Origin of the sequence: Thomasclavelia saccharogumia DSM 17460, from assembly GCF_000686665.1 — a bacterium.
Classification (GTDB): domain Bacteria; phylum Bacillota_I; class Bacilli_A; order Erysipelotrichales; family Coprobacillaceae; genus Thomasclavelia; species Thomasclavelia saccharogumia.
Genome location: NZ_JMLH01000045.1, coordinates 1 through 25085 on the forward strand (window position 1 = coordinate 1; position 25085 = coordinate 25085).

Annotated in this window: 21 protein-coding genes; 8 read left to right on the top strand and 13 right to left on the bottom strand. The window is 31.5% G+C overall.

Going from position 1 to position 25085, the window contains the following annotated elements:
- Positions 1-803 precede the first annotated feature (803 nt).
- The 8 genes from BR82_RS0110120 to BR82_RS0110155 all read left to right on the top strand — a co-directional run bounded on the left by BR82_RS0110120 (position 804) and on the right by BR82_RS0110155 (position 6969).
- Positions 804-1196, top strand: coding sequence for a DUF3783 domain-containing protein (locus tag BR82_RS0110120; protein ID WP_027090096.1), 393 nt, complete (start codon positions 804-806; stop codon positions 1194-1196).
- Between the two features lie 98 nt (positions 1197-1294).
- Entirely contained in the window at positions 1295-1879 is a 585-nt protein-coding gene (locus BR82_RS0110125; protein WP_027090097.1) for a rubrerythrin family protein, read from the top strand.
- Positions 1880-1979: 100 nt separating this feature from the next.
- Positions 1980-3308: an electron transport complex subunit RsxC gene (gene rsxC, locus BR82_RS0110130; RefSeq protein WP_027090098.1), complete on the top strand. Its 1329-nt coding sequence runs from the start codon at positions 1980-1982 to the stop codon at positions 3306-3308.
- The gene (locus tag BR82_RS0110135; protein WP_027090099.1) at positions 3308-4237 is read left to right on the top strand and encodes an RnfABCDGE type electron transport complex subunit D; all 930 of its coding nucleotides are present in this window, start codon (positions 3308-3310) and stop codon (positions 4235-4237) included. Before rsxC ends, BR82_RS0110135 begins: the two co-directional genes overlap by 1 nt.
- Entirely contained in the window at positions 4234-4866 is a 633-nt protein-coding gene (locus BR82_RS0110140; protein ID WP_027090100.1) for an RnfABCDGE type electron transport complex subunit G, read from the top strand. The genes BR82_RS0110135 and BR82_RS0110140 overlap by 4 nt, the downstream gene beginning before the upstream one ends.
- Positions 4859-5590, top strand: coding sequence for an electron transport complex subunit RsxE (rsxE, locus tag BR82_RS0110145; RefSeq protein WP_027090101.1), 732 nt, complete (start codon positions 4859-4861; stop codon positions 5588-5590). The genes BR82_RS0110140 and rsxE overlap by 8 nt, the downstream gene beginning before the upstream one ends.
- On the top strand, positions 5591-6163 hold the full coding sequence (locus BR82_RS0110150) for an electron transport complex protein RnfA (RefSeq protein ID WP_027090102.1): 573 nt from the start codon (positions 5591-5593) through the stop codon (positions 6161-6163).
- A 14-nt stretch (positions 6164-6177) separates the two neighbouring features.
- Entirely contained in the window at positions 6178-6969 is a 792-nt protein-coding gene (locus BR82_RS0110155) for an RnfABCDGE type electron transport complex subunit B (RefSeq protein ID WP_027090103.1), read from the top strand.
- Positions 6970-7021: 52 nt separating this feature from the next.
- Here the strand turns inward: BR82_RS0110155 and BR82_RS0110160 are convergent, their stop codons facing one another.
- The 13 genes from BR82_RS0110160 to BR82_RS0110225 all read right to left on the bottom strand — a co-directional run.
- Positions 7022-7702, bottom strand: coding sequence for a fructose-6-phosphate aldolase (locus BR82_RS0110160; protein WP_027090104.1), 681 nt, complete (start codon positions 7700-7702; stop codon positions 7022-7024).
- 14 nt (positions 7703-7716) lie between these two features.
- The gene (locus BR82_RS0110165; protein WP_240474547.1) at positions 7717-8658 is read right to left on the bottom strand and encodes a glycyl-radical enzyme activating protein; all 942 of its coding nucleotides are present in this window, start codon (positions 8656-8658) and stop codon (positions 7717-7719) included.
- Positions 8621-10975, bottom strand: a complete 2355-nt coding sequence (locus tag BR82_RS0110170) for a glycyl radical protein (RefSeq protein WP_027090106.1) — start codon at positions 10973-10975, stop codon at positions 8621-8623. The genes BR82_RS0110165 and BR82_RS0110170 overlap by 38 nt, the downstream gene beginning before the upstream one ends.
- 132 nt (positions 10976-11107) lie before the next feature.
- A complete protein-coding gene (locus tag BR82_RS0110175; protein ID WP_027090107.1) occupies positions 11108-11869 on the bottom strand; it encodes a DeoR/GlpR family DNA-binding transcription regulator in 762 nt (253 codons plus the stop codon).
- Between the two features lie 450 nt (positions 11870-12319).
- A complete protein-coding gene (locus tag BR82_RS0110180; RefSeq protein WP_027090108.1) occupies positions 12320-17050 on the bottom strand; it encodes a S8 family serine peptidase in 4731 nt (1576 codons plus the stop codon).
- A 1954-nt stretch (positions 17051-19004) separates the two neighbouring features.
- A complete protein-coding gene (locus tag BR82_RS0110185; RefSeq protein WP_027090109.1) occupies positions 19005-19850 on the bottom strand; it encodes an aldo/keto reductase in 846 nt (281 codons plus the stop codon).
- A gap of 37 nt (positions 19851-19887) precedes the next feature.
- Complete coding sequence (locus BR82_RS15645) at positions 19888-20529, bottom strand: flavodoxin (protein ID WP_051592812.1); 642 nt, start codon at positions 20527-20529, stop codon at positions 19888-19890.
- Entirely contained in the window at positions 20529-20750 is a 222-nt protein-coding gene (locus BR82_RS0110195) for an NADPH-dependent FMN reductase family protein (protein ID WP_027090110.1), read from the bottom strand. Before BR82_RS0110195 ends, BR82_RS15645 begins: the two co-directional genes overlap by 1 nt.
- A 316-nt stretch (positions 20751-21066) precedes the next feature.
- Complete coding sequence (locus tag BR82_RS0110205; protein WP_205618750.1) at positions 21067-21897, bottom strand: prolyl oligopeptidase family serine peptidase; 831 nt, start codon at positions 21895-21897, stop codon at positions 21067-21069.
- 83 nt (positions 21898-21980) lie between these two features.
- Positions 21981-22961, bottom strand: a complete 981-nt coding sequence (locus BR82_RS0110210; RefSeq protein ID WP_027090112.1) for an alpha/beta hydrolase — start codon at positions 22959-22961, stop codon at positions 21981-21983.
- 64 nt (positions 22962-23025) lie between these two features.
- Positions 23026-24090 (bottom strand): alpha/beta hydrolase, encoded by a 1065-nt coding sequence (locus tag BR82_RS0110215; protein ID WP_034864712.1) that lies wholly within the window; start codon positions 24088-24090, stop codon positions 23026-23028.
- Between the two features lie 136 nt (positions 24091-24226).
- Positions 24227-24649: a dihydrofolate reductase family protein gene (locus BR82_RS0110220; RefSeq protein WP_335324207.1), complete on the bottom strand. Its 423-nt coding sequence runs from the start codon at positions 24647-24649 to the stop codon at positions 24227-24229.
- A gap of 19 nt (positions 24650-24668) precedes the next feature.
- Positions 24669-25085 (bottom strand): aldo/keto reductase (locus tag BR82_RS0110225; protein WP_027090115.1); only part of this gene is annotated, 417 nt, incomplete at its 5' end.

The window sequence follows — 25085 nt, forward strand, 5'->3', positions numbered from 1 at the left end:
TTTCATTAAGAGCACGAGATACATCACTCAATAAAATACTTTGACCTCTAGAAAGACCAAACATCATATCCATTACAAATTTACATTCAGGCTTAGAAAGACCAGAAGCAAGTTTATCTGAAAAAATAACAATTTCTCTTTTGGTTTCATATAAATCTGTGGTAAAATAGTTCATGGAAAATCCCTCCTAAATTTTGTTTATCTGGTTAAATAAATTATAACATTTTCGAGGCTGATTTTCCTTATAAAACAAGCAAGAACAGGCAAGTTGTGAATGACTTTCTACCTGTTCTTTATTTTTTATCGAAACTCAAATTTTTTGTTTTTTTATGACTTCGATCGTAAGATGTAACTATCCTAGATAATTACTTGTATTTAATAGTACAAGTAGTTATACTTATCTATAAAGAAATCAATAAAATTTAAGAGGTCAAAATATGGAAGAAAATAAGACGGGTATCGTAAAAAACAGTTACATCAGGAATTACTTTTGGTAGTGCTTTAGCAATGGTAATCAGTTATACAACATGGCATAGTGTTGGCTGGGCTATTTTTCATGGATTACTTAGCTGGATATACGTTATATACTTTACTATCCGTTATTAGATAATGACTTGCAGCTATCAATAAAAACCTCGATTTATATATTCATTCACCAAAGACAGTCTAAAAACCAAATTTTCAAGTTATGACACAGCCTGTCTTTTAGTATTACGAAGAACTAATAATATCTAAATATCATGCATGCTAGTTGATTGATTTTTGTAATTATGATAATCTATGAGTGAAAGTGAGGCAAATTTATGCAAGAGACTGTATTATTATATAATATTGATAAAAGTGAAGCAGGTAAAGCAATCATTGCAATTTTAGAGAAATTAAATGTAAAAGTAATTATTGTAAAAACAAGTGATCTAATGAGTCCCCTTGGTTATATCTTAGGTAGTGAGGGATTTGAAAGAGGAACTGAAGCTTTAACTGTTATTCCTCCCGATGATATGATGGTGATGGCGGGATTTGAAGATAAACAAATCGATATCTTATTACAAATCTTTAAAGAAGCTAATATTCCTTTTATTCCTTTAAAAGCTATTGTTACTCAAACAAATATAAATTGGACTTTTATGCAATTACTACAAAATGTTAAAAATGAATATATGGAATTAACGGGGATGAATAAAGATAAACTTAATTAGATGAGCAATATTGATATAGATATTGCTTTTTTATTTTTCGTTGATATTCTGTTTAAGCTTTCTTCATTTTGTTAAAAATAAAGAAGGAGGTAATTTATATGGATGCAAAAACAAAAACAAATTTACTGCGAGCTTTTGCGGGTGAGTGTCAAGCTCGAATACGTTATGAAATAGCAGCTAAAGTGGCAGGGAAAAGCGGTTTACCTGTTCTTCAGGATATGCTTTATTTTACTGCCAACCAGGAAAAAGAACATGCTGTCATATTTTACAACTTTTTAAAAGATGTTTTTAAAGATGAAAATGTTTCAATGATGGCCAATTACCCTATTGATATAAACGAAGATCTAGCTTCTTTACTTGATGCTGCCTCAAGACATGAATATGATGAAGCTACATCAATCTATAAACAATTTGGTGAGGAAGCTAAAGAAGAAGGCTATATTGAAATTGCAACAACTTTTTTTATGATCAGTGAAATTGAAAATTATCATTATGAAAGATTTAAAAAATACCATGATTTATTAACTAGTGGTAAATTATTCAAAGAAAATAATAATATTAAATGGATGTGTTTAAACTGTGGTTTTATTTACGAAGGAAACGAAGCAGTTACTGTCTGTCCGGTATGCAAACATCCGCAAGGATATAGTTTACGTTTAAATGAAACTCAGTTCCATCTTTAAGCAATAGTTTAAGCTATTGCTTTTTTTCTTGATTTTTTATTCCATATCCTAAAAAAAGAGATTATAATTAACTTATATACCTCAAAAAGGAGTCATTAATATGAAAAAATTTACTTTCAAAGGCGGAATTCACCCTAACGATAATAAATTCATTTCTGCCAATCATCCAATCAAGGCATTATCACCTGGAGATGAATTAATTTTCCCATTATCTCAACATATTGGAGTCCCTGCTAAAGCAACAGTTAAAAAAGGTGATCATGTTTTAGTTGGACAAATCATCGCCAACGGCAGCGGGATGATCTCTGCCAATGTTGCCAGTTCTGTTTCGGGAACAGTAAAAGCTATCGATAAGTGCCTTGTGGCAACCGGTTTTTATACTGATTGTATTATTATAACTAATGATCACCAATATCAAACAGTTCCTGAATATAATACTATTAATAATTATCAAAATTATAATAGTACTCAAATTCGCGAATTAATTGCTCATGCGGGAATTGTCGGACTAGGTGGTGCTGGTTTCCCTAGTGCAGTTAAAAATACGCCTAAAGATGATGATGCAATCAAATATGTTATTATCAATGGTGCTGAATGTGAGCCTTATTTAACTTCAGATTATCGTTTAATGCTTGAAGAAACTGAAAAACTAATTGCTGGAATCAAGATCCAATTACAGCTGTTTAAAAACGCTAAAGCAATTATTGCTATCGAAGATAATAAACCTGATGCTATAAGTCAAATTGAAAGCGCTATTAAAAATGAACCTAAAATTGAAATTGCCATCTTACAGACAAAATATCCGCAAGGAAGCGAACGTGTCCTAATTAAAGTATTGACTAACCAAAATATAAAAAACGGCATGTTACCTGCTGATGTAGGCTGTATTGTCAGTAATGTAGCATCGATTATTGCTATTTACGATGCAGTAGCTTTAAATATCCCTTTAATTGAAAAAATCGTTACCGTCACTGGTGATGTAATCAGTAAACCACAAAATTTTAGAGTTCGTTTAGGAACTAAATATCAAATTCTTGTCGATGCCTGTGATGGCTTCAAGATACATCCGCAAAAAATAATTTCTGGAGGTCCTATGATGGGAACAGCTTTATTCAATTTAGAAATTCCTGTTTCTAAAACTTCATCAGCTCTTGTTTGTTTAAGTGAAGATGAAGTATCTAAAAATACCCCTACCCCTTGTATTCATTGTGGTCGTTGTGTTTCCGTATGTCCAATTGGTTTAATTCCCCAGCTGTTATATCGTTATGCTAAAAATGGTGATAAAGATAATTTTTTAAAAGTACACGGCAGTGATTGTATGGAATGTGGCTGCTGTACATATATCTGTCCAGCTAAACGAAATATGACCCAATCTTTTAAAAAAATAAAAAAAGCAATCAATGACGATCGTCAGAAAGGAGTTAAATAATGGATAATCTTTTTAATGTGTCTACTGCTCCCCATATTCGCAGTTCTATTACAACTAAAAATATTATGTATGATGTTCTTATCGCTTTAATGCCAGCAACGATTTTTGGTATTTATCAATTTGGTTTTGATGCTTTTTTAGTTATAACTGTTGCTGTAATTAGCGCTGTACTAAGTGAATATTTGTATCAGCGACTGATGAAATTACCTATTACTATTAAAGATGGTTCTGCTGCAATTACTGGTCTTTTATTAGCCTTGTGTTTGTCAAGTTCTCTACCATTATGGATGGTAGCTCTTGGCAGTGTCTTTGCAATTATTGTAGTTAAGCAATTATTTGGCGGTCTTGGCCAAAATTTTATGAATCCGGCTTTAGCAGCCCGCTGTTTTCTATTAATTTCATTTGCCGGAAAAATGAATTCTTTTGTTAATATCGATGCAACCAGCAGTGCTACGCCTTTAGCTTTATTAAGAAATGGACAGGATGTAAATTTGGTTGATTTATTTATTGGAAATACTAGTGGTACTATTGGAGAAACATCAGTAATTGCTTTATTGATCGGAGCTGGATATTTGATTTATAAAAAAGTCATTAGTCCAAAGATACCACTATCAATTTTAATATCATTTAGTTTGATCATCTTTATTAATAAAGATTGTAATTTTGATTATTTATTGAAACAAATATGTGGTGGAGGATTTATTATTGGTGCCTTTTTTATGGCAACAGATTACGTAACTAGTCCAATTACTCCTAATGGTAAAATAGTTTTTGGCTTAATAGTAGGAATATTAGCGGCAGTATTTAGGCTTTATGGTAATTCACCTGAAGGAATGTCATTTGCAATCATTATTTCCAATTTACTAGTACCGTTGATTGAAAAAGTAACAGTACCCAAAATAAAAAGTAGTGGGGGTAAGCAAAAATGAAAAAAAGTTTTTTCAAAGATATAATCATCTTTGTAATCATTACCATAACAGCAGGTTTTTCTTTAGCTTGTGTCAATCTTCTTACTAAAGAACCGATTGCAATCCAAAATGAAAAAGTCATTCAGGATTCATATCAAAGTGTTTTTAAAAATGGTAAAACATTTGAAAACGATCAACAAATTGATGATATAGTAAAAAAATTTCCCGAAACTATTAAAAATAAAAATTATTATTTTGGTGATAACGGCATCGTTATCGAAGATGTATTAAAAGCTATAGATGCCAATAAGCAATTAATTGGTCATGTTATCAAAGTTACTACTAAAGATGGTTATGGTGGCGATATTACCTTAGTTATCGGAATTGACAATAAGGATAAAATAACAGGTATTGAAATTCTTTCAATCGATGAAACAGTTGGTTTAGGAATGAACGCTAAAAATGAAAGTTTTAAAAGTCAGTACTATAATAAATCAGTTAAAAGCTTTATTATCACTAAAACCGGCAAACAAAACGAACAGGAAATCGATGCTCTCAGTGGTGCAACGATTACTTCATCAGCCTTTAATAATGCAGTAAATGGAGCTTTAATAATTAATCAGGAAATCAAGGAGGTCGTTTATGAATAAATATATAGAACGTCTTTATAATGGAATCATCAAAGAGAATCCAACCTTGATCTTAATGCTGGGAATGTGCCCTACTTTAGCGGTAACCACTTCTTCAATCAATGGTCTAGGAATGGGCTTAACAACAACAGCTGTCTTGATGGCTTCCAACTTTGTTATTTCATTACTAAGAAAGATCATTCCTGAAAGAATGCGTATTCCCTCATATATCGTTATTGTTGCTTCAATGGTAACGATCGTTCAATTGCTGCTTCAAGCATATTTACCATCATTATATGATACTCTGGGTATCTATATCCCCCTAATTGTCGTTAATTGTATTATTTTAGGACGCGCCGAGGCTTATGCTTCTAAAAACAACTGTATTCTTTCATTATTTGATGGAATTGGTATGGGCTTAGGTTTTACTTTAGCGTTGACTTGTATCGGCTTAATTAGGGAAGTTCTAGGCAGTGGTACTTTTTTTGGAATCGAATTTGCACCATTGTTTAAAGATTTAGCTGGTTCTAATATTTATAACTTTTTTGCTCAATTAGAACCAGCCGCAATATTTGTTATGGCTCCAGGGGCTTTCTTCGTTCTAGCTGGTTTAACAGCTATCCAAAATCGCTTAAAATTACCTAGTGCAACTAACAATTTAAAAAATAATGACTGTAATCATGACTGCCTTCATTGTCATAGCCACAATGAAGAAAGTCAATGTGATTTAAGGGAGGAAAAATAAATGAAAGGAATGATTTTACTTTTAATTAGTGTTGCTTTAGTAAATAATGTTGTCTTGAGCCAGTTTCTAGGTTTATGCCCTTTTCTAGGGGTCTCTAAAAAAATTGAAACTGCAGCTGGTATGGGAGGCGCCGTAATCTTTGTAATGTCGATAGCCTCATTTGTCACAAGTTTGCTTTATAAAGTTCTAGCAGCTTTTAATCTAGAATATTTAAATACAGTTACTTTCATTCTTGTAATCGCTGCCCTTGTTCAATTAGTTGAAATGTTTTTAAAAAAATACAGCTCAGGATTATACAGTTCATTAGGAGTCTATCTTCCTTTAATTACTACTAACTGCGCTGTTTTAGGAGTAGCTTTGACTAATGTTCAAAATAATTATGATGTTTTAACAAGTTTAGTATGTGGTTTTTCAACAGCATTAGGATTTATGATTGCAATCGTAATCATGGCGGGAATTAGAGAAAAGATTGCTGATAATGATATACCTTTATCATTTCAAGGATCTCCTATAGTTCTTATTACAGCTGGTTTGATGGCAATTGCATTTATTGGTTTTTCAGGATTAATATAGAAAGGAGAAATGAGATGAACGATGTTATAATTGCAACTTTGCTTGTTGGAACTATTGGTTTACTGATTGCTATTCTCCTTACGATTGCTAGTGAAAAATTATCAATTTCCATTGATGAAAAAGAAATTCAAATTCGTGAAGAACTGCCCGGTAATAATTGTGGCGGTTGTGGCTATCCTGGTTGTGATGGTTTAGCTAAAGCTATTGTTACTGGTGAAGCTAAAGTCAATCAATGTCCAGTTGGTGGCAAGAATGTTGCTGATGCAATTGCAAAAATCATGGGGGTTGAAAGTGAAGCAACGATCCGTATGCGCGCTTTTGTTCGATGTGGCGGTACTTGTAAAAATGCAACGATTCAATACTTGTATTATGGTGTAAAAGACTGTAATAATGCTGCTATCGTTCCTGGTGGTGGTGATAAACAATGCAGTCATGGCTGTATGGGTTATGGCAGCTGTGTTCAAATATGTGAATATGATGCGATTTCAATCATTGATGGTGTAGCTGTGGTTGATCCTGATTTGTGTCAAGCTTGTGGCAAATGTCTCAAAATTTGTCCTAACCATGTTATTTCTTTGATTCCCTATCAAAAACAAGCTAATGTCAAATGTAATTCTAAAGAGCCTGCTCTACGAGCTCGAAAAAATTGCAGTGTCAGCTGTATTGGCTGTGGTTTATGTGCTAGAAATTGTCCTAATAATGCTATTATCATTGAAAACTCATTAGCACGAATTGATTATACTAAGTGTACAAACTGTGGCATATGTAAGGAAAAATGTCCTCGTAAATGCATCATAACAGCTTAGATCTTATCTTTTAAAAAAATTAAAGCAAGTCTTTTTGACTTGCTTTTTATATTTATAAATCACAAATTCCTTTGCCTTTACCATAAACATCATACCAGTCATTATTAAAATCATTTACCGCTTTTTCAATATTTGGATTTGCAAATATTTGTTTTAATACGGCTACTGGCGCTGTTACACTCTGGGCTCCTGCATTAAAGGCATCGCGTATTTGCTGGAGACCTTTAAAACTTGCCGCTAAGATCTTACATTCATAATTATCCATAACGATTCGGTTTGATAACTCATTGATCAATTCGTATGGATCACTTCCTAAATTCCCAATTCGATTTACGTACGGCGCAATATAATCTGCTTTTGCCGCTAGCGCCATGTATGCCTGCATTAAATCATACACAGCTGTTGCCGTGACATTATGACCTTCCGCTTTTAAAATTTTGATTGCCTTGATTCCTTCATACGATACTGGTACTTTAATATATACCTGATCATCGATTTCTTCTAAGATACGATGACCTTCATTAACTATTTCATCACAATCTTTAGAAATAACCTGGACATGGAGGCTTCTATCTTTACCAATGATCTTTCTTACTTCTTTCATATGCTCAAAGAAGTTTTTTGGACTTGTTGCTTTAACGATTGAAGGATTGCTGGTTACTCCGGTAATTGGCATATGTTCTATCGCATCCTTGATTTCTTCTAAATCTACTGTATCAATAATAAATTCCATTTTTCTTGTCTCCTTTATTCTATTATTAAATTTTTTAAACCAGTTTGATAAACAATATCATTAAAATGCTGCATCTGTTTTTTACTAAATATCTTATACTGTTTATCAATACTATATTCCAAATCAACTAATTCATATTTCGAAGAAGCTAAAGGATTATAATTTAATAATTCATATTTCACTTCTGGATAAATATTAACTAGAAAATTTGCAATATTTATGATATTGTCATCAGTCGCTGTCATTGATGGAATCAATGGTGTTCTGATTATAACCTTATCCTTATGTTCACTTTCTAATATATATCGAATATGTTCTTTAATGATTTTTGATGATACCCCTGTAAATTCACGATGCTTATTTTCATCAAAAACTTTTAAATCAACGTATATCAAATCTAAATACGGTAAAATATCTTTTATTAAATCTAATGAAGCATATAGAGTTGTTTCTATCGCTGTATGAATTCCCTCTTCTTTACATTTTTTTAATATAGTTGTTAAAAACTCACCTTGCATGAGCGGTTCTCCACCAGAAAAAGTTACACCACCATCATCTCTAAAAAAGATTTGATCCTCTTTTATTTTTTCTATTAATTTATCTATATCATATTCTTCACTATCATAGCGAATAGCTGAAGATGGACAAACTTTTATCAAATTATCAAACCCCCCTTCATATTTAAGATTAAAATAGGGGCGATTATTTTCATATTTCATTTGATGTTCTTTGGAAAAACGTTCACATCTTCGACAATGAATGCAACTATTTTTAAAATAAATTGGTCTTCTTTGAATTGATAATCCCTCTGGATTTTGACACCATTTGCATCTAAGTGGACATCCTTTAAAAAAAACCGTCGTCCTTAATCCCTGTCCATCATGAACGGCAAATCTTTTAACATCAAATACTAAGGCTTTAAATATCTTCATATGCTGTTCTTTCAATAATTTCATCTTGTAACTTTCCTGCTAACTCGACAAAATATGCCGTATATCCAGCAACGCGTATCGTTAATGATCTATGATTTTCTGGATGAATCTTAGCATCCAATAAATCTTCTCTTCTAACAACATTAAATTGAATATGCGGAATTTTCAAGTCTATAAACGCTCTTAAAAAGTTTTCAAATTTCATCATACCTGTTTCACTGTTAAAAAATTCAGGTAAAAACTTCATATTCAATAAACCACCATTAGTTGTATAAGAATTTTTCATATGCGATACTGATTTCAAAACTGCTGTTGGACCAGCCATATCTCGACCATAAACCGGAGACATTCCACCATCAGCAAGTGGTGTTAAAGCATTTCGACCGTCTGGAGATGCACCAAGATTTTCTCCCATTGGTACATGAGCAGAAACTGTATACATGCCTGTATGATAAGGACCACCGCGATAGTTTGTATAATCTTTCATTCTTTCTCTAAAATATCCAGCCCACTTTGCACCTAAGTCATCTACCCATTTGACATCATTTCCATATTTAGGTGCTTTATTTAATAACATTGTCTGTATAATTTCATACCCCTTAAAATCTGCCTTTAATGCTTCTAATAATTCATGTTTGGAAATCATTTTTTCATCATAAACAAGTACTTTGATTGCTGCAAAAGAATCAGCTAAGTTAGCAATCTGAATCATTTGAATACCTGATAAATTATATTTGGCCCCGCCACATGTTACATCTAATCCTTTATCTAAACAGTTATCAATAACTGTTGATAAAAAGGCAGTAGGCAGGCAATCTTGATGAGCTTTTTCAACAACGATTTCCGCTTTCATCATTTCATCAATGAAATAATCAACTTGTTTTTGAAAGGCATTTTCTAAATCTGCAAAAGTTTTATATGTTTCAAGATTTCCTAAATCTAATCCAATTTTTTCATTTGTCAACAAACATTTTCCATTGTTTAAAGTTAATTCTAATGCTTTATTTAAATTAAACATCGCAGCATCAGACCAACCTAAATTATTCCCATGTGTAGTCAATTCCACACAGCCAACAATTGCATAATTTCTCGCATCTTTTTCTTCTATACCTAAATCATCAATCATTGTTTGAACAATAGCTTCATCATTAAAGAACTGTGGCATACCACTTCCTTGGGCAACCACTTTAATAGCTTCTTGCATAAGTTCATGTGAAGAATTTTTATTCAATCGTACTGATAAATTTGGCTGTGGCAGTCCTAAATGATATTGCGCTTTTAAACACAGCAATGATAATTCATTATAAATATCATTTCCATTTTCATCGATACCACCTATTGCAATATTAAAACCAATTGGAAATCCTGCAAAATATTTTGCACTATTTTGATTTCTTAAATAAACAATTTGATTAAATTTTAACCATAAACATTCCAAAATTTCTAATGCCTCTTGCTTTGATAATCTTCCAGTTTCAACATCATTTCGATAATATGGATACAAGTATTGATCTATTCTTCCTGGAGAAAATGATGAAGCATTGGATTCCATATGCAAGATGACAAATAAGAACCATAATGATTGAACTGCTTCATGGAAAGTTTCTGGTGGCCTTTTTGAAAGATTGAGACAAATATCAGCAACATTTTTAAACGATTCTTTATATTCATTATCAATATCATCAATTATATTGATAATATAATCATGATATCTCATCATAAAATGAATTGCACCTTCTAACACAAGAATCGTACATTCATAAAATTCCTTTCGGTCTTTATCACAAGTTTTTAATTTATCTTGAGCTTTTTTCATTAAGCCCCTTGGACCAAGTTTTAACCATAACTCTGAATCTGGACAAATATGACCTTGAGCATGATCCTTTTGATTAATCTTCACCACTTTAGCCATAGTATCAATTTCTTTACCATAATTGTTTTTAATAACATCTTCCAATGAATTTCCAATCCAATATGGATAAATTTTTTCTCTAAATTCTTGAATATCTTCTTCTTTAACTAAGAATTTATCTTGTGGTCTTGTTGGCAATGTTTCAAATTCCCTATTGACCCATGAACATCCACTTTCTGGGAAAACAACTCCATAACGTACACCTTTTGTACGATTTCCTACAATTAATTCTTCTTGCTCAACACCAATTTCTAATTCCTCTAAAGCACATCTTAAAGATAATGCTCTTTTTTTAGGAATCGATAATTTTTCATTTTCTTGATAAACCCGAGTAATAATGCGAGCTTGTTCAATCGATGCATAGCGCGGTGCATCAAGCATTTTTCCTTTTAAGATACTAATTCTTCTTGTTTGAATTAAATTCTCCATCTTATCCCTCCTTCAATTATTGTTTTTTATTGTTTTCTGATTATATTATACTTCAAAATCACTATAATTCAAGTATAAAGTAATAATTTTCAATAATTTATCAATAAATAACAATAAAAAAAGAAATCATTATCAAATGATTTCCACGCCATACTTCTCCATTCTATTTTCTATTTCAATTTCAAGACCTATTTCAAAAATACATCCATTAAAATCACCAATATCAGCAAATACATAATTACCATCTAATTCTAACTTAGCTGTCTCTGCGACCATATAGCACTTTTTACTAGAATGAATAACCTCTTTTTTCGTTAAACCATCATTCACATCATAAGTCGTAACTTTGCCATTATACACATCTATTCCTACAACCCCTAAAAAAGATAGATCAAATTTATATTTTCTTAATTGATTTATTGTAATCGAACCAATAAAACCATCTCTAGCTCTATTTAAGCCTCCACCAATAAAAATCAACTTTGTTGCACAATCCTGAGTAAATATTTTCATAATATCTATCATATTTGTAACAACTGTAACATTTAAATTTCTTTGGTATATTAATTTTGCAATTTCTAAAGTTACTGTTGATATTCCTAAAAAAACCATCGTTCCCGGCTTTATAAGTTCTATTGCTTTTTGAGCAATAATTTTCTTTTCCGTAACTCGAATTTCTCTACGATCATTAACATTTATAGTATGTAAATTCACACGCAGTTGAGTTGCTCCACCATGGATTCTTTTCAATTTATTTGCCTTTTCTAGGATTGTTAAATCTTTCCTAATACAATCTTCTGTTACATTGAAATCTTTACTTAAATCTTTAACTCGTACTTGTCCTTCTAAATTTAATTTTGCTAGTATTTGATTATGTCTTTCTTGCTGCAACATGGTAATCTTCCTTTCCTTTTATTATTATGGCATCCATTTCAATAAAAAACAAGAAAAACACAATATTAATATTTACAATATTTTTTACTTTTATTAGATAATAACAATTTAAAAATTCTAAAATCAATAATGAATTATTTCTTATAATATATAATACTTATTAATTTACAATTTTATCAGCACTTTAATTAGATAAATTATCAAATAAACTATTTTAACACGCTGACTTATTCAATAGTATATGTCAAAATTTTTTGTAAATATATTTATTTTAATCTTCTTTCAAATAAATTTAACTACTATACAGCTGAAAAAAATAAAAAGACATCTAGTACCGTTAAAAAGTTCTTTATTATTTCTAATATAAAATTAACACATTTTAATATTTATATTCACTTAATAAAAAGCTACCAAGTTGAACTCGGTAGCTTTCAATATCAAAACTTAATATTAATTATATTTTTTTCTCTTAAGATAAGCAATTGCACCTAATGACGCTAATAATCCTAATGTACCAACCATACTAGTTGTATCACCAGTTTTAACTGATCCTTTTGCTCCAGTATTTCCTGTAGGTGCAGTTGTATCACCAGAAGCAACTACTTCCAATCCATTGATACTAGCCATTAAGTTTTCATATGCTGCTTCTATACCTGTTTGATCAATATTTTCATTATCTAAAACTGCCTGAGCTTCTTCTAATGCATTTTCTACTACTGACCATGTTTTTGCTGTATAGTTAGCTGCATTTAATCCATTTGCTTTATTAATTAAGTCTTGTAATAGATCCTTATTTGGAATTAATCTTAAGTCTAAGTATGCTCTTGTCAATGTTGCATAAGCATTATCTACTTCTTCTTGTGTTGCATTTGGATCATCTAATACTGCTTTAGCAGTTGTCATTGGTTCTGTTAATCCAGCAACACTAGCTTCAGTGTATAAGCTTGTATCTAAACCATCTACTCTATCATACATTTCTTGTAATCTTGTCTTATCAGCTCTTAAGACTAAGTTTCCAATTGCATCTGTTAAATTATCAAACGCTTCATTTACATCACTTTCTAAAGCATTTTCATCTGCAGCTACTTCTTTTGCTGCATCTAATGCTTCTTGTAATGCTGCCCATGAATCTGTTGTATAATCTTCTTCTGCAAAATCATTTACTTTGTTGATCAAATCTTCTAAAGCAGTTGTATCACCTTTAATAAATTCTAACATTTGAATAGCGTTAGCTAAACGATAGAATGAAGTATCAACAGTTGCTTGACTTGCAGTAGCATTTGCTAAAATACCTTCAGCTTCAGCTAATGCATCATTAAATTCATTAACGACAACTGGTACAACATTTTCTAAAGCACCATTATCTTTTAATGTATTAGCTGTATCAACAGCAATTTGTAATGCTGTTTTATTTACATCAACTAAAGCTACAGCAGAAGATGCAACATTCATACCATAATCAACAGCTTGAACTTCCAAATTATTTATATCATAATCTCCAGTCAAGTCACTTAAATTAACTGTTGTAGTTGTTTCAGTGTTGTTTACACGAATAATATCACTAACGCGAGCACCATCACAGTAAACAGCTACAGCTTGAATACCAGATGCATCACTAGCATTAATAGTAAGAACATCACCATCTAAAGATGAATCGATTTTAGGTGCAGTTACGTCTACATTTACGTTAAATGATTGAGTCTGAACATTTTCAGAATTCATCAAAGCATCTAGACATGAATCATCATCACCATAATCAACAGAATTCAAATATTCATATTCTAACATAGCACGAACTTCAAAAGTATAAGTTCCTTCTTCAACCATATTACCATCAGAATCAGTACCATCCCAGTACATTTGATGATTATATTTAGTACCATAGCTTAAAGCAGCTTGTTGTGTTAAGTTACCATCATTAACCTTTGCTTCAAAATATTCATATTCAGGTCCGATTACATTAACAACATTTCCAGCTTCGTCTTTGATTACTACGCATAAAGCTTTAGCGTTACGTAATAAATAAAGTGCTGCATAAGCAATATCATCATTACCGTCACCATTTGGAGAAATAGTAGCATAAGCACCATTTAATTCTCCACTAGCACGTAAATTATTTAAATAGTTACGAATTGTGTTATAGTAGCTTGTTGAAGATTCAGCATAATAATCTGGTAAAGATGTTCCAGTAAATTGATTTGCTCCTAAAACCACATCATAACCATTAACTAAAGAATTAAGAGTACTTGTATAGAATAATGGATAATCAGCATCTGAAGTAGCTAAATTACTGATATCATCATAAGCAGTAGCTAAATCAAAGATAGGAGCTGCATTCCAATCTCCTCTGAATCCCATATATGGAATGCTAAGAGTTTCATAATCAGAATCTACGTTGTCAAAGAAAACAAATCCTTCTAAGAACATACCATTAGGATATTTTTCATCATAAGCACTCATTGTTTCTTCATTCAAAGTAACACTAACTACGATCTTAGCTGAACTATTAGCAGGAACAGAAATTTGTGTTGCAGAAGCACTATCTGCATAGCGGTTGATATTGTCAGTTGCACTAACAATAGTACCTCCATCAACAGAAGTAACCTTCATTACACCATCTTCGATTGCATCGATATCTGAACCATAACTGTTAACAGAAGCAAGATTTGTACGTCCATTAGATTCTGTAGTGCTATCAGTTTGAAGACATGCTAACACATCAAATGTCTTTGCCACTGAACCATAATTATCCATAGTAAAGGTAATATCAAAAGTTGTACCTAATTTATCACCTAATTCTACTTTAGTACGTGGAGCTTCTCCAGTAGTACTGTTATAAGGAACATCGCTATGTAATAATACTTTACTATTAATTACATTTTCGATATTAATCATACCAGCACCTTGACGTCTTGGTGAGAAATATAAATTCTGACGAGTCAAATCTGAAGAGCTTACAAATGGCTGGTAAGCTGTAGCAGTAGAAGCTACTAATTGATTTACTAAATTACTGTATTCTTGAGTTCCAGGTTCTACATTAAAAATATCTAGATTATCATCTACATATTGTTGTGCAAGAATAAATAAACCTTCTGCATTTGGAGAAGCCATAGAAGTACCACTCTTTGAAGATAAAGCAGTATCAGATGAAGCTCCTGCAGACCAAATATTACCACCTGGAGACATTACATCTGGTTTTAAATTCATAGATTCAGTAACACCCCAAGAAGTGAAACTTGATGGACCATTATCATTGTAACTACGACTTACAGGTTGAGTTTGATCTACAGAAGAGAAGCTTACACTTACAGTACCAGCAGCAATAGCTCCTGTTAAAGTAGTATAAACACTACTATCAGTAGAAGTACCACCGAAAACAGGAATACTTTCACCGTTTTCACCAGTCCATAAACCATTAGTACCAAAATAGCTACCATAATAATCAAAACTCATATATACAGCCACTGCACCAGCATCATAAGCATTTTTCTGAGCAGCCATAATTCCTTCTTCATCATAAGGAACATAACCATAAGTACGTTTTACTAAGGCAACCTTACCAGTTAAATCTTGAGTAATAGATGAACCATCACCACAATCAACTAATTCATAAGTACCAGTTAATGTTTCACCTAATGCAGGATCATAAATATCTGTAATTGTAACAGTATTTACACTTTCACCAGCTGCATTTACAGCAGTAGCAGTAGTATCTGTCCAATTATTGATATAAGAATATCCTGTACCTTGAGCAGAAGCGATTGTCATAGGTGCATATAAAGAGCCAGAGAAACCAGCTGATGCACTGTTAGGTAACAATGTAGTATATCCGCTCACTAAAGCTCCTGGATGGCTATCACGAGCATCATTTCCGGCAGAAACACAAATAGAAATACCACTAGCACTAGCACGGTTATAAGCACGTTGATATCCTGCTTGAGCATATGTATTCATAGTTGTAAATCCGTTAGGAATACCAAGAGATAAGTTGAAAGCATTAACACCTAAAGTGACAGCATCATCTAAAGCTGCAAATACAGCTTCATCAGATTCTTGACCGAAATCATCATTTTCATCAAATACTTTAAAGAACATGATTTGAGAATCATAAGCGCCACCCTTGACACCAGAAAGTTCATCATAACCTTCTCCACCGTTACCAGCAACAATACCGCTAACATGTGTACCATGGCTACTAGAATCACCATCCCATGTGTCTAAATCACCGCAGGCATAATCAACAGAGAAAGGAACTTTATCATTGTAATAGAATTCACCATTCAAGATACCGTTCTGTATATCTGCTGAAAAACCAGTTTCATCATAACCATGGAACCAGCTTCCCCAACCAGATACAAATAAGTTCAAAGTGTCCTTATTAGCATTGATAGATTCAAGCAAATTAGATTGTGTTTTATAGTTAGAAAGTAAACCAGCTTCACCATCTGCTTTTACTTGTGGGTCCATGTAAGAGAATAATTGATGAGTGTAACGAAGACTACTATCGAAAACACCAACAACTTTACCGGCACCAGTATAACCAGCATCCCAAGCTGCTTGAAGTCCCATTTGGCTAGCAGAACCAGCATCTGAAGTAGCAGACTTGCTTAAATCGATAGCATCATATCCAGTAAGATCGTAATATTCTTCTAGAGATATATATTCTGAATTTTCTTCATTTTCTTCCCAATCATTATCATAATCATAGCTCTGAGTTAAATAAACATCCATTACTCCATCTAAAGCAGCAATTTGTTCTATGTATTGATATTCAACTTGAGCTGCAAAACCATTAAGTAGGTTAGTATAATGATATTTGTATACTGTATCAGGAGCAAATGCAGAAATTTGAGTTTCTATCTCTTCTTGTTGGCTTACCATGTCCGCCCGGTAAGCAGCAACTGATGCATCAGCAGAATAACCAATGCTGTCATTTTGGAACATAGTAACGTATTCATCCACATCTAAAGTGGTTTCCCCATCCAATTCCACGACTACAGTTACGACTTCATCTGGATCATACTGTTTACTAGAAATTGCATTTCCGGCAGTAAGTTCATCCAAAAGACTCGCGGTAGCATTTTCACTGTCTAGTGCTGAGCTTGCCACAAATGACATACTGAACACCATCGATACAGCAAGAATACTTGTCAAAAACTTTTTAACTGAAGTTTTTTTCATAGATTCATTTTTCCTGGTATATCATTTATGGCTTATTTAACAGTCATAACTGATATACCTTTTCCTTTCTTCAAATTTTGCTTAGAATCATAAAAGCGAAAATGTATTTTTGAACTTTTCTTCTTATAGCTCAACCATCCCAGAAAAAGCTATTACCACATCTTTGTATCATTCACCAGATTTTTAATACTTTATTTGTGGCTGTTAAATTCACATAAATACAAAATTACATGAATTTAATCATTAAATTGCTATTACAGATTTTTGGAATAAAATTCACTCATAACTTCTAATAACAAGACTGCTTTTGTTTCAATATATTTTTCAAATCATTCTTTTTAAAAATTATCAACATATAGCACTTCTCGAAAAAACTAGCTATTATAAAAATAATCTGATTTATTTTCTCATTGATCATGATTACCATACTAATCATAAAGAAAACACACGTATAACAAAGAACGCTAAATCAATATCTTTATCATTACCCAAGCTATTCAAAATAAAAGCTATACATCTATTACCAAACATAAACTTGATATGAACATTAACGATCATCTTCAATAAAGTTATCTGCAATTTAAATCAACTATAGAAATTATATTCCAAAATTTCAATCTTTGTCTAAATATTGCAAACCTCACATGGATTTATTAAAAAAAATTGCTAATGATTCTTTGACTCATTTTAAGAACTCATTTTCAACAATAAAGAAGAACTAAGAATTTTGGTTTTTTAATACTTTATATTGAACATTAAAAGCTATTTCTTAAAAGACTAATAAATATCGTCATTTTTTGAAATCTTATGTCTTTAATTACTCAAAAATCAAATTTTATTACTTCCTCATTAGAAATTCTATCAATGAAATCATAACTTTTAAGACAAAAGCTGCTTATTGAAAGACAATTAAATGATGCAGATAAAAATAGAATGCAACTTAAAATCATCTCTTTTATCTTTTCTATTCCTGATATTAAATATATCCAGAAATATGTATTTTAAGTAAGATTGGTGATTGATTATATCAAAAAACATTAGTTTTCTGATATAAATCAAAATACACATCAATCAAGACAATAAAACACTCCCCCAACAGCATTATCTAATAAGAACCTCGCTGACTTATTCAGTGTATAACTAATATATAGATTCAAACATACTTTCAAAACTATCCTTCCCTAAAACATACATAAGATAATTATGTAAATATACTTAGAGTAAGAAAGTTATTAAAAGTTTTTTAAAAACTTCTATCTAAAAATATCATGTTTGTGCTGAACTTTTAAAATAACATAAAAAATATTTATCAATGTTTTAAAAAAGCTACAGAAGTAATCGTTTTCAATATACATTTTTTATTCACTTTTCAGTATTCTAAAAAACATTTGCTAACTTTAACAAAATCTATCGATTTTTACATAGTTAGCTTCTAAAATAAGAATGGCGACCCGACCCCTGGTGTTTCTGTGCGCGGAACATATTACACAGACTCCCTTACCCCATTACGCCACTCAATTTATAAAATTCTATTTTATCTGCCCCCAGAGTTCATCATATTGAAGTTTTTTCAAAAAACAAACGTAACAAGTTATCAAATAAACTTGTACTTTTCCCCTTTCAAAAGCTCCTGAGCCGCCAGGAGCAAGCAAAACAAGAATATTATAAACTCATTATATCAGAAATGGTAGAAATCAACAATGAAAATATTGATTTTATGGGACTTTAATGATTTAATAATAAATTCTAATTTTTTTATCTCTTCATAATCCCCCTTATTTTTTAGATTTTAGTTCTAAGCCTTAATAAAAGAATATCAATATAATAAATTATTGTCAATAAAAAATTATGTTTTTATGTAAATTCTTCAACAAAAATCATTAATTTTTGTTATAACACAAATTTATAACCTCAATAACTTCATTTTATACAGGCCATACCTCTAAAATATTTTTTAAATATCTTTACTTGGATCTAATTCCATTGTTGCATAACTTGCAACTAATTCAGGTCTAGGAATATAATATCTTTTATTTTTGTTGATTTTATCAATTTCTTTCATTTCATCTTCGGTTAATTTGAAATCAAATAAATTAATATTTTCTTTAATATGTTTAGGATTTGTTGATCCTGGAATAATGATATTTTCATTTTGCACATGCCATCTTAAAATAATCTGTGCACTGCTTTTATTATATTTCTTCGCAAGTTCCATGAATACCGGTTCTTCCTGTAATGCTTTATCCCCATGTCCTAAAGGATACCATGCTTGAATATGAATATTGTCTTTTTTAATTCTTTCTTTAAGTTCTGTTTGTGGATAATAAGGATGTGCTTCAACCTGAATAACTGAAGGCTTAATTTCACAAATTTCAAGAATTTTTTCTAATGGTTCTCCTTCAAAATTTGATAAACCAATTGATTTTGCTTTACCTTCTTTCACCGCTTTTTCCATAGCTTTATATCCAGCAATATAATCACCTGCTGGCTGATGGATCAGTAATAAATCAACATAATCTACACCTAATCTTTCAAGCATTTCATCAACAGCACTTTCTTTTGTATAAACAGTTGGCCATAATTTTGATTCTAAAAAAATATCTTCTCTTGGTACTCCAGATTTTTTTATTCCTCTACCAACCGCTCTTTCATTCATATAAGCATTAGCAGTATCAATAAGTCTATAACCCGCTTTTAAAGCATTATCAACTGCTTCTTCTGCTTGCTGTGGACTCATTAAAAATGTTCCAAGTCCTACTAAAGGCATTTTATTATTATCATTTAATTCAATATAATTCATTTTTTCATTTCTCCTTTTTATTCATTTTTTCATAAATTTATTCCATAAATCCTAATTCTTTTAACCAATTATCAACCTGACTCGATTGATCATTTTCCATATCTCCACCACGAATTGGCAGTCCTTCTAAAACTATAGCATTTGGTTCTAACTCTTGAATATCTTCATATGTTCCACCATCTCCTGATCCTTCATGGGTATTGAATGGAACAATTGTCTTACCACTAAAATCATAAGTATCAAATAATGTATACATTGGCATTGGCATTTGATACCACCAGATTGGATAACCAATAAATATCGTATCATAATCATCTAAATTTATATCTAAATCTTTTAATTCTGGATGAACATCATTATCTCTTTCTTCTTTAGCAAAATCAGCAAGTTCTTCATAAGTATCTGGATAAGTTTGTACAGTTTCAATTCTTGTAAAATCTCCTCCCACTCTATCACTTATTAATTTAGCAAGTTTTTGTGTATTACCTGATTGAGAAAAATATAATACTAATACTTTATCATTATCTAATGATGTAGTTCCGTCTTTTCCTTGTTCATTTGTTATACCCTCATCAATTCCTACAGGTGTTCTATCAGGATTTCCAAAAATAAAGAACCCTATAATTCCTATAGCTACAACAGCGACAACTATTATTCCTATTTTGATCTTTTTATTCATTATTTATCACTCCAATCTATTTTCAAACCATCTAACCACTCTTTAATATTTTCTTTTTGTTCAAATTTCCTTACATTTTCTCCACAAATTGGTAGTCCTAATAACACTTTTGAATTTATCAAAGCGCTTTGTAATTCCTCATAGGTTCTTCCATCTCCTGAACCTTCATGTATATTAAACGAAATAATTATTTTCCCGCTTAAATCTACCGCTTCAATCAATGTTCTAATAATCTATGGATAAGTATACCACCACACAAGATAACCAATAAAACTATAATTATGATCTGTTACATCTGACAGATGTTTAATTTATGGTCTTTCATCATTATCTCTTTCATTTTTTCATATTTGGCAAGCTGTTCATAATGAGCAGTATCTTTATCATAAATGTGGTTCTATTTCAAACAAATCACCTCCGGTTAAATCACAAATATCTTTAGCAAATCTTTCTGTTGCTCCATAAGTTCCAAAACATGTAATAAGTGCTTTTGGCACAGCTATTCCTCGTATAATATAAATTAAGGATTTGTCTTTTTTACTTTTTCTTATGAAATAACCAGCTCATAATTTGATTATCTCTAGCAAATAAAGCTGCTCCTCCACCATGCTGGTTTGTTACTCCTTGACTTGTAAAATAATTTTCATCTTTTATATCTAAAACTAACAATTCATCAATTTCATCATCAGATAGTCCTTCTTCTTTATATAAACGATAAAGTTCATCATAAGTTTCTTGGGAAGACTGGGACCCATAGTATTCATCATCTTTTCCTATCGCAATATATACAGGTGTTCTATTTTCAACAACTGCATCATAATCACCATCCCATCTTGTACTAGCATGTAAATATGCTGTAAAAAGATCAGCTTTTTTAGCCATAACAAGCGACATGGTTTCTCCACCACCAGAATATCCATCAGCGTAAATCATTGATTTGTCAATATTATAATGTTCTATAAAATATTCAACTAGAGCAATTGTTTGATCAGCTGAAGTTTCACCCCAATCATTTAATTGTGGTGCAACAATAATCATCTTTTCTTGATATTCTTGTGCAACAAATCCAAATTCTTCTGTTTTGATATTTTTACCAACACCTTGAAAATAAAGTCCCTGATACCCAGGCAATGTAAAATATAAGGCATATGGTTCTTTTCCATCATAACTATCTGGGATATAGACATTATAGTGAATATCTCCATTATCCTTTGAATGAAAAACATTATCCAAAACAAAATTTCGATATTTTTCTGTTCCTGGTGTTATATTTTCGTCATTTTCTTGAACAACTGATGGTCTTTCGTTATTTAAATCACTTGCAGACTGACTACTACTTTGATTATTCCAAATATAAAGACCTAACAAAACAATAACAATACCACCCAATATTCATTTTTTCATGCTTTTCACCTCCTCGTATACAACAAATAATTTCTATATTTTTAAATTTATTCTTCCATCTGTTTTTTCCAAAATTCAATCGCATGATTTATCCATCCTTCAGCCTTTGTTCCTTCACCCAATCCAAAGCCATGAGGAAGCCCATCAAAAATCTCTATTTGTGCATCTGTGCCATTTGCTTTTATTTGATTGATTCTGTTTTTCATCACCTGATAATTTGCTATTGAATCATTTGTTCCAACACATGCATAAGTCGGTGGTTCATTTCCGGTCACTTCAGATAAACCTGTGTACTGCATAATGACTGCACTAGGTCTAGGATACTCTTTTTCTCCAAAAGAATCTGTGCCATAGTTTCCTAGCCATGCTGCCATTCTTCCACCAGCAGAACCACCCCATACAGAATAAGAGGAAATATCTACTTTTAATTTATCCTGATTTTCATGAATAAAGGCAGCTGCTCTTGCTAGATCTTCCATTGCTTTATTGGCATCTGGTCGATAAATCAAAGCAAATGCGTTATAGCCGTTTTTGGAAAGTTCCAAAGCGTGAGGAAAGCTATCCTGCATTGCTCCTACGTACATAAAACCACCACCAGCATTCAATATTGCAAATTTAGCATTTTCTTTTCCACGAAAATAAAATATTCCCGTATTTCTTTTTTCAGGATCAGCATTCATTTCATCTTCTGTATAAATACTATAAAACACCTGATTCCCAGCATCAGCCTGCTGTTTTAAATAATTCACTATTTCAACTGTTTTATCAGGATTAATATAGTTATACCAAATATACAAATCATCAATTTCTTCTAATGTCATATCATCATCTATTGTTCTATCTACAGGAAATATCAATCGACCAAAGCCATCAAATGATTCATTGTTGATAACATCATGAATCTTTGTCTGTCTTGTAAAAGATTCTATATTATTCATTGTATGATCGTCTGTTTCATTGGGTTTTGTACATCCTGTTATCATAGACAATATCAATAGTATAAAAACTACTTTTTCCATTCTTTTCATAAATCATTATTCTTTCCATCAGTAATCTTAAATCTCCATTAATATATGTTTTATTTCCATTTTATCAAAGGTTAGAAAATATATTTCCTAGCCACTTAGCATAATCATTTATCCAGCCACCATCACCACCGAATCCATGTGGCCAGTCTTGTAATACGATCCTATTTGTAGAAATACCCATTTCTTGAATTAAATCATACTGACTTTCAAATTGATCATAAAACGGGTCTTCTGTTCCATAACAATAGAATGTTGGTGGAAGATTTCCTTTTTTTAGTTCATTTTCATCTAATGATGCAACACTTAATCTTCCATAAAAAGAATAAATCATGCCACAAGCAGAAGCATGTGCTGTTATAGAATCTAATTCATCTGGTATGTAGCGAGAATCTAATTGACGGCCATTAACATCTTCATCATAATTTAAGAAAAATTCTCCTGCTTGTATTCCTCCAGCAGAATATCCCATAACGGCTATATCATCAGGAGCAATATTGTATATATCTGCATTCTTGCGAATAAACCTTACTGCTCTAGCAACGTCTAAAGCTCCTTCTTCCTGCGAATATGGACGCAAACGATAATCTACAATAAATGTTTGAAAACCTAGTTCTCTTAAATGGGACGCTGTCGGTAAAGTATCTATATAATTTTCTCTCACCCGAAAAGCACCACCAGCCAATAAAACAACCGCTCCCTTGACATCTGTTCCTTTGCGTACTGGTATACTTGTTACATATGGTCGAAAATCGTATGTATCATAATAGCCTGTCATATCACTAGTAAAATCAGTAATCGAAGGCATTTTCCCTTCTTCCCACAAATATAAAGATTGTATTCTTGTCGTATCAGGTTGAGTATCAAGAACTGTTTCATTATTTTGTGGAACTGGCAGTCTTTTATTTATATTACTGGAGTTCCACTGTGATATCTTTCCAGAGCCATAATCATATTCTTGAGGAAAATCATCTGGAGTTGCCAGTGTATCTTGAGAACTTCCCACTCTCCTTATCGTGTTTTCTTGATTAGATGATTGACTATCTTTTGACTGAGAATAATCATTTGAAGAACACCCTACCATAAGCAATGATACTAATATCATAGTTCCTACTTTTTTAAAATACCTCATCAAATTACCTCCACTAAATTGATTTTTTATAATGAACCCAAATTCCAGAATAAGGTAATATTTGAAAATCACTGATAATATATTTTATTAATTCATTTTTTCTAGAATAAGGACTTTTCTCAAAGCACATCACATTTTAATAAGATATATTGATATTTGAAGATATAATTAAACTTATTTCATCTATAAGATTCTCATTCATAAATGAACTATTTAATTTTCCTCCACCTTGTAACAATAATTTTTGAAGATGTAATAAATAGCTATGTGGTACCTCTTCTAACAAGATGACAATAACATTCTTTTTCGTTAATTTTGGATTTTCTAAAGATTTTGTAGTCCAATTTATCATTCCTTCTGAATCAAAAACAGCAACCCATTTTTGATTATCATTCTGTATAATGAAATCTTCTCTTTCTAAAAAATTCATTACTATTTTAGGGGGCTCTCCAGCATAATTAGGCCAGACAATTCCAATTGTTTCGTCTTTAATTTGGGGGATGCTAATAAGATTGTCATCAAATTGCTTAGCAATATATAAATAATTTTCTGAGGCAATAAAATATCAGTTGTTCCTTCTAATCATGTATCTTATACTTATTTAACATCTTAACAGTTGCACAGCATTGATAGTCAATAATCTCACTGTGACCTATATTTAATTTTGAGATTTTTTCTATATCATTATCTTCTAATACAAAATTCCAAATATCCATATTTTCAATCATCCTGTCTTTATGAATTGTCTTTGGAATCGTAACAATTTCTTTTTGAATATGCCATCTCAAAATGATTTGAGCAACTGTTTTCTGATGCTTTTTTGCTACTTCCTGTAATATCGGATTGTTAAATATATCTCTTTGGCCTTCATCAAAAGGACCCCATGCTTCTACCTGACAATGGTATTTGTCCAAAAAATTTTTCATATCATCTTGTGAAAAGAAAGGGTGAAATTCTATTTGATTGATCATTGGTTTTATTTGTGAATTGATATA